The sequence below is a fragment of the Campylobacter sp. 2018MI13 genome (assembly GCF_018501135.1).
Classification (GTDB): Bacteria; Campylobacterota; Campylobacteria; order Campylobacterales; family Campylobacteraceae; genus Campylobacter_E.
Genome location: NZ_JAHCZC010000084.1, coordinates 1 through 7,566 on the forward strand (window position 1 = coordinate 1; position 7,566 = coordinate 7,566).

General features: G+C 28.9%; 6 protein-coding genes. All 6 read left to right on the forward strand.

Translation table 11 applies throughout. The annotated features are described in order from the left end of the window. The first annotated feature begins 140 nt into the window (after window positions 1-140). The 6 genes from putP (at window position 141) to KJQ99_RS08105 (ending at window position 7,516) form a co-directional block, all read left to right on the forward strand. Entirely contained in the window at window positions 141-1,661 is a 1,521-nt protein-coding gene (gene putP, locus KJQ99_RS08080) for a sodium/proline symporter PutP (RefSeq protein ID WP_214150494.1), read from the forward strand. A 71-nt stretch (window positions 1,662-1,732) separates the two neighbouring features. After that, complete coding sequence (alaS, locus tag KJQ99_RS08085; protein ID WP_214150495.1) at window positions 1,733-4,273, forward strand: alanine--tRNA ligase; 2,541 nt, start codon at window positions 1,733-1,735, stop codon at window positions 4,271-4,273. Beyond that, window positions 4,267-4,725, forward strand: coding sequence for a hypothetical protein (locus tag KJQ99_RS08090; RefSeq protein WP_214117112.1), 459 nt, complete (start codon window positions 4,267-4,269; stop codon window positions 4,723-4,725). Before alaS ends, KJQ99_RS08090 begins: the two co-directional genes overlap by 7 nt. A 9-nt stretch (window positions 4,726-4,734) precedes the next feature. Next, window positions 4,735-6,678 (forward strand): transglycosylase domain-containing protein, encoded by a 1,944-nt coding sequence (locus KJQ99_RS08095; RefSeq protein WP_214150496.1) that lies wholly within the window; start codon window positions 4,735-4,737, stop codon window positions 6,676-6,678. Between the two features lie 9 nt (window positions 6,679-6,687). Beyond that, the gene (locus KJQ99_RS08100) at window positions 6,688-6,888 is read left to right on the forward strand and encodes a hypothetical protein (RefSeq protein ID WP_214119818.1); all 201 of its coding nucleotides are present in this window, start codon (window positions 6,688-6,690) and stop codon (window positions 6,886-6,888) included. After that, on the forward strand, window positions 6,842-7,516 hold the full coding sequence (locus KJQ99_RS08105) for a hypothetical protein (RefSeq protein WP_214119819.1): 675 nt from the start codon (window positions 6,842-6,844) through the stop codon (window positions 7,514-7,516). Before KJQ99_RS08100 ends, KJQ99_RS08105 begins: the two co-directional genes overlap by 47 nt. The last annotated feature ends 50 nt before the right edge of the window (window positions 7,517-7,566 follow it).

The following is a 7,566-nucleotide window of genomic DNA, read 5'->3' on the forward strand; positions in this document are numbered from 1 at the left end:
ACTCAAAAACTATAGCTAGTAATAAATCTATTTATTAATAAAATATTTGAATTATTAAATAATCTTATTTTATAGTATTTTATTATTATTGGAATTTAGGTGCTAGAGTTTTAAAAGTTAGTCTATATAAAAGGATAAAAATGAATGAATTAGAAAAAGTACAAATTAGTTTACCAATAATTTTAGATTTTGTATTCTATAGCGTATTAATGCTAGGAATTGGGTTTTATTTTTGGAAGAAAAATAAAACTTCAGAAGATTATTTTATAGGCGATAAAGGTATGGGTCCTATAGTATCAGCACTTAGTGCTGGAGCGTCTGATATGAGTGGTTGGCTTCTTATGGGATTACCAGGGGCTGTTTTATTATATGGCTTAGGTAAAACTTATATAGCAATAGGGCTTAGTATTGGTGCTTTAATTAATTGGATGTTTGTTGCTAAAAGGCTTAGAATTTATACTGATGTTAGAAAAGATTGTATAACTATTCCTGATTATTTTGAGACTAGATTTAGCGATGATAGTCATACCTTAAGAATAATTTGTGCTATTGTGATTTTAATATTTTTTACTATTTATATATCTAGTGGTTTAGTAGCTGGTGGAAAGCTTTTTGAAGAATTATTTTCAGTTAAATACGAACAAGCAGTAATTACAGGAACTATATTAATAGTTGTTTATACTTTCGTTGGCGGATATAAGGCAGTTTGTTGGACTGATTTGATACAAGGCTTATTGATGATGGGAGCTTTAATTATTGTTCCATTGGTTATGATTAATGAAATAGGCGGATTTAGCGAAGCTATTAATATAATAATTAAGCTTGGAGAAGAAAGTCAAAAAGATTATATTTCTATGAGTAAAAATCTAACTTTAGTAGGGATAATTAGTTCTTTAGCTTGGGGACTTGGGTATTTTGGTCAGCCACACATAATAGTAAGGTTTATATCTATAAAAAGCACAAAAGACATTCCAATTGCTACTTTTGTAGGTATTTCTTGGATGGTAATTAGTTTAATTGGAGCTATTTTAATAGGATTTATTGGTATAGCTTATTTATATAAGTTTAATATAGACTTATTAGATAAGGATAGAATTTTTATAGTAACTAGCCAATTATTATTTAATCCTTGGATTTCTGGAATTTTATTAAGTGCGATTTTAGCAGCGATTATGAGCACAGCTAGTTCGCAATTATTAGTATCTAGCTCAACTTTAGCAGAAGATTTTTATAGAAAAATTTTTAATAAAGGTGCTCCTGCTAAGATAGTAATGAGAGTTTCAAGACTTAGTGTTTTGGTTGTTGCTATTGTTGCTTTTATAATTTCTGCTGATAAAAATACTAGTATTATTGATATTGTTGGATATGCTTGGGCTGGTTTTGGTGCTTCTTTTGGTAGTGTGATAATTTTTTCTTTATTTTGGAAAAATATGAGTAGATTAGGTGCGATTTTAGGTATGAGTTTTGGTGCTTTAGGAGTGATTTTATGGGAGCATATTGATTATTTTAATATTGCAAAAGAAGGTATATTTGAACTTTATTCAATAATACCAGGATTTTTACTAGCTTCAGTATTTATAATAATAGGCTCAATGATACAGCCAGTAAGACAAGGAACAAAAAAAGCTTATGATGATATGCTAACTAAATTAAAGCTCTAAAAATTAGAGCTTTATTATCTTTAGTTTAAAACCTTTTTGATATGATTTAAAAAATTTTCAAGGATATAAAAATGGATATAAGAAAAGAATTTTTAGAGTTTTTTGCTAGTAAAGGTCATGAAATTACCCCATCAAGCCCACTTGTGCCTGATGATGCGACTTTGCTTTTTGCAAATGCAGGAATGGTTCCTTTTAAGAGTATTTTTACAGGTGAAGTGCCACGCCCAAATCCACCTAGAAAAACAAGCTGTCAAACTTGTATTCGTGCAGGTGGAAAGCACAATGACTTAGATAATGTTGGTTATACTGCAAGGCATCATACATTTTTTGAAATGTTAGGAAATTTCTCTTTTGGTGATTATTTTAAAGAACAAGCAATTGCTTATGCTTGGGAATTTGTAACTGAGGTTATAAAATTACCGAAAGATAGGCTTTATGTAACCGTTCATGAAAACGATGATGAAGCTTATAATATGTGGCAAAAACACATTGCAAAAGAACGCATTTATAAATTTGGAGATAAAGATAATTTTTGGCAAATGGGTGATACTGGCCCATGTGGTCCTTGTAGTGAGATTTTTTACGACCAAGGTGAAGAAAATTTTAAAAGTGATGAAGATTATATGGGTGGAGATGGAGATAGATTCCTTGAGATTTGGAATTTAGTTTTTATGCAGTTTGAAAAACACCCTGATGGAACTATGACAAAACTACCAAAACCTAGCATTGATACAGGTATGGGACTTGAGCGTGTAAGTGCTATTAAAGAAGGAAAATTTAGCAATTTTGATAGCTCATTATTTATGCCAATAATTGAAAAAATCGCAAGTTTAGCAAACCTAAAATATGAATATAAAAGTGGAGCTAGTTTTAGAGTAATTGCTGATCATATTCGTTCAGCTACATTTTTACTAGCTCAAGGCGTAACATTTGATAAAGAAGGTAGAGGATATGTCTTACGCCGTATCGTAAGAAGAGCTTTAAGACACGGATATTTACTAGGATTTAAAAGTGCATTTATGTATAAATTAGTAGATATTGTTTGTGAATTAATGGGAGAGCATTATACATATTTAAATGAGAAAAAATCTTTTGTAAAAGAGCAATTATTAAGTGAAGAAGAGAGATTTTTAAATACTATTGAAAAAGGTATGCAAATCTTTAATGATGAATTAAACAATACTAAAGATATTTTTAGTGGAGAAGTTGCGTTTAAATTATATGATACTTATGGCTTTCCACTTGATTTAACTCTTGATATGTTAAGAGAAAAAAATCTTAAAATTGATGAAGACAAATTCAATGAACTAATGGCTAAACAAAGAGAATTAGCTAAAGCAAATTGGAAAGGTAGTGGGGATAAAGCAACTCACGGAGATTTTAAAGAATTATTAGATAAATTCGGTCTAAATGAGTTCGTTGGATATGAAAACACTGAAATTAAAGCAAAATTATTAGCTGCTTTAGATGAAGAATTTAAAATTGGAATTAAAAGCAAAAAAGCTTGGCTAATGTTTGATAAAACTCCGCTTTATGCAACAAGTGGTGGGCAAAATTACGATTTAGGTAGTATTTATAAAAATGATAAATTAGTTGCAAATGTGCTTGAAGTTGAGAAATTTTTTGATATTAATTTAGCTTTAGTTGAAATTGTAGGTGATTTTAATGTAAATGATGAATTATTAATCAAAATTGATACCGAAAGAAGAGCAGAAATCGCAAGACATCATAGTGCTACTCACTTGCTTCATTATGCGTTAAGAAAGGTTTTAGGAGAAAATGCAACTCAAGCAGGTTCATTTGTAGATTTTAATAGAATTAGATTTGATTTTAATTTTACCCGTGCATTAAACGAAGATGAGCTAAAGCAAATTAGTGATATTGTAAATGATATGATTTATAAAGCTACAAATTCAAATATTCAAATAACTGATATTGAAAGTGCAAAAAAATGTGGTGCAATGGCGCTTTTTGATACAAAATATGGCGATAAAGTAAGGGTATTAACTTTAGGAGATAGCATTGAGCTTTGTGGTGGAACTCATGTTAGTAATACTTCAGTAATTGGCGATTTTATAATATTAAAAGAAAGCGGAGTAAGTGCTGGTGTTAGAAGAATTGAAGCAATAGCAAGTAAGGCTGCTAAAGAATACTCAAGGAATTTGATTGCGGAATTTGAAAATATCAAAAAAAGTCTAAAAACAAATGATATTTTAAAGAGTTTTGAGAATTTAAAAAATGAAATAAAAGAACTAAAAGATGCTTTAAAAAATGGTGCTAATAATTTAAATAGCGAGATTATTAACGGCGTTAATGTTTGCGTTAGTGAATATAACGGGCTTGATATTAAATCTGGTATAGATGAGTTTAAAAATAAATTTGATAAAGCTGTTATTGTTTTAATCACTTGCAAAGACGATAAAGTAAGCATTGCGGTTGGCTCAAAAAATACTAGCGTTAAGGCTGGAAATTTAGCTAAGATTGTAGCTCAATTTTTAGGCGGAAATGGCGGCGGTAGAGATGATTTTGCTACTGCTGGTGCAAAAGATATTAGTAAAATCAACGAAGCTTTAGCTTTAGCAAAAGACGAAATCAAGAAGGTAATATGCTAGGGCTTGATAGCTTAGTTTTACCTTATATACATTTATTAGCCGGTATTTGCTTTATTGGTCTTCATTTAGGCATTAGAGCAAATGCTGGTTTTTATTTATGTGAAGATGAAGAGAATTTACAAAAAGCACTAAGGATATTAAAAAAGCAGCTTTATGCGTTTTTTGTTTTAATGGCTGTTATGGCTTTTAGTGCTATATATGTAATGATTAATAATAGTTCTGACCCATTGTTTAATACTTTAGCATCTACGCAATGGTCGCTTTATGCTTTTGCTACTTTAAATTTATTATATATTTATTATCAATTTATTTTATGTGAGAAAGAAAAAGAAAATAAATTATTAGTTTGTAATGAAAAAATAGCTTTAATTGTTTATTATTTTATCCCGTTAAATATTTTGATTTCTTGTATTGGTGTGCTATTTGCTTTACTCATTAGCACTATGATTTAAGGAGATTTTTTGAAATACATTATTTATTTTATAGCTGTTTGTGGAATTTTAGGCTGTGTTGTTTTAGGATATTTTTTAAATGTTGTTGAAAATAAAGATATTGATTATAAGGAATTTGATTTAGACCTTACAACTCAATTTTATGATAGAAATGGCACTTTACTTGCAAATGTTTTTAACGAAAATAGAGCTTATGCTAGATTTGAAGAAATTCCACCAAGACTAATTGAAGCATTAATTGCTATTGAAGATACGAGTTTTTTTGAACACGAAGGAATTAATATTGATGCTATTTTTAGAGCAATTATTAAAGATATTCAAAAAGGTCGCTTAGCAGAAGGTGCTTCAACTCTTACTCAACAACTTGTGAAAAATCATTATTTAACAAGTGAAAAAAGTATTAAAAGAAAAATAAATGAAGCAATAATTAGTTATGAAATTGAAAAAAATCTAACAAAAGAACAAATATTAGAAAGATATTTAAACTTTATATTTTTAGGGCATGGATATTATGGTATTAAAACAGCTGCTGCTGGGTATTTTCATAAGGAATTAAACGAACTTAGCCTTAAAGAAATGGCTATGCTAGTTGGCTTACCAAAAGCTCCTAGCACATATGATCCTACAAAAAGAATTGATTTATCGCTTTCAAGAGCTAATGCGGTTTTAAAAAGAATGTATGATTTAGGCTGGATTAGTGAAGCTGAATATAAACAAAATGTAGCTTTAAAACCGATTGTTTATGATGAGAGTTTAACTCAAAATAAAGCTCCTTATGTAATAGATGAAGCTATTAGACAATTACAAGCTATGGGAATTGAAGACATTAAAACAGGTGGTTATAGAGTTGAACTTAGTGTTGATTTGAATACTCAAAAAATAGCTGAAGAAGCTATTAAGTTTGGATATGATGAACTTATCAAAAGAGATAAAGATATAGATTTAAATCAAATAAATGGAGCTATGATAGTTACAGAGCCTAGTAGTGGGGATATTTTAGCTTTAGTTGGTGGGGTTGATTATTATAAAAGTAATTTTAATCGTGCTACTATGAGTAATCGTCAAGTGGGTTCAAGCTTTAAGCCATTTGTATATCTTACAGCTTTAAATCTTGGCTATTCACCTGCTAGCGAGATTGCTGATATTGCAAGAGTGTTTGAAACTCGTGATGCACAGGGTAAGAAAATGATTTGGAAGCCTAAAAATTATGGAAAAGATTTTAATGGTTTAATCACTCTTAAAGAAGCACTTACAAAAAGTAGAAACCTAGCTACAATTAACTTATTACTTGATACTAGCCTTAGTTTTGTTCATCAAACAATTACTAAATTTGGTTTTACAAATGTTCCACAAGATTTATCAATAGGATTAGGTTCTTTTGGTGTTAGTCCTTATAATTACGCTGAACTTTATAGCATTATTTCAAATTATGGAACAAAACAACCTATTAGATTGATTACAAAAGTTACTGATAAATTTGGTAATGAAATTGAGTTAAAAACCAAAGAAGCAGAAGAATTTGTAAAACCTGAACAAGCTTATTTAATGATTGATATGATGAAAAATGTTGTCGCAGCCGGAACTGGTGGTGCAGCAAGAATTGCAGGACTTGAAGTAGCTGGAAAAACAGGGACATCAAATAAAAGTATAGACGCTTGGTTTGTAGGTTTTACGCCTAGTATTCAAGTAATAACTTGGTATGGTAATGATAATAATAAGCCTATGAAATATTACGAAGGTGGTGCTAGAACGGCTGCTCCTGTATTTAGATATTTTATGCAAAAATATTTAGCAGAAAATCCAAATATTAAAAGAACTTTTGATATACCAAAAGGCGTTGAAAAAAGAGTAATTGATGGTAAAACTTGGTTTTATACAGATAAATCACCTTTACCAAAAGCAAGCAGAAATGACATATTAAAACAACAAGAAGAAGATGGATTAATGTTTTAAGGAGATTAAATGAATATTTATAATAAACATATAAGAAGTTGCTTAAAAAGAAAGCATGAATTTTTATCATTATTTGAACCAAAGCCAAAGGATATAAATCCTTGGGCTTTTATAAGAGCATATAATGAAATAGAAACTATTAATATTACCTTAAATACAATAGTTGGGGGGGGGTATTACAAGAGGAATTCTAGGCTATCACTTAGATGAATTTGGTAAAGATGATGGAACTAGTGAAGTAATTAAACAATTTTGCAAAAATAATCCAAATTTTACTCCTTTAGAGTATCCTTACAAAGTAATTCCTGCAGGGAAAGAAAAATATAAACAAAAAATATCAAAAGAATTTAGACTTGATACTTATTATAATTTTGTGCTTAATAAAATTCCACTTAATAATTGGTTGATTAAAATTGATTGTGACCATATTTATAATGAGATTGCATTAAGTAAAGCCTTGTTACAGCCAAAAAACATTATTGATAGTATTTATTTGCCTGCTCTTAATATGCATTATAGTGATGGTAAATTATATTTTTTAAAGAATTTTTATAAAGTAGGAGATGATCATTGGGTATTAAACAAAGATAAGTATACCCATTTTTATATGGATTATAATCAAGGTTATGAGTCTTTGTATTCTTTAAATAAATGGAAAAAAGCAGAAAATATAATAAGTCTTCATTTTCCGTTAATGAAAAAATCTCGTATTCATTTAGCTACTAAAGATAATTTAATTCCTTATGATGAATTTGATTTTTCACAATTAAAAATGACAGAGATTGATAAAGAATTTATTTTAAACAAAGAAAAAATTTTAAGTTATTTTAATTCCTAAGTATTTTAAATTCTAATTCAATTTAAAATCTAGTATTAATTATATATTAC

Excerpts from the sequence above, each read along its gene's own strand:
- KJQ99_RS08100 (WP_214119818.1), top strand. The coding sequence starts at position 6,688 with ATGAATATTTATAATAAACATATAAGAAGTTGCTTAAAAAGAAAGCAT.
- KJQ99_RS08090 (WP_214117112.1), top strand. The coding sequence starts at position 4,267 with ATGCTAGGGCTTGATAGCTTAGTTTTACCTTATATACATTTATTAGCC.
- putP (WP_214150494.1), top strand. The coding sequence starts at position 141 with ATGAATGAATTAGAAAAAGTACAAATTAGTTTACCAATAATTTTAGAT.
- alaS (WP_214150495.1), top strand. The coding sequence starts at position 1,733 with ATGGATATAAGAAAAGAATTTTTAGAGTTTTTTGCTAGTAAAGGTCAT.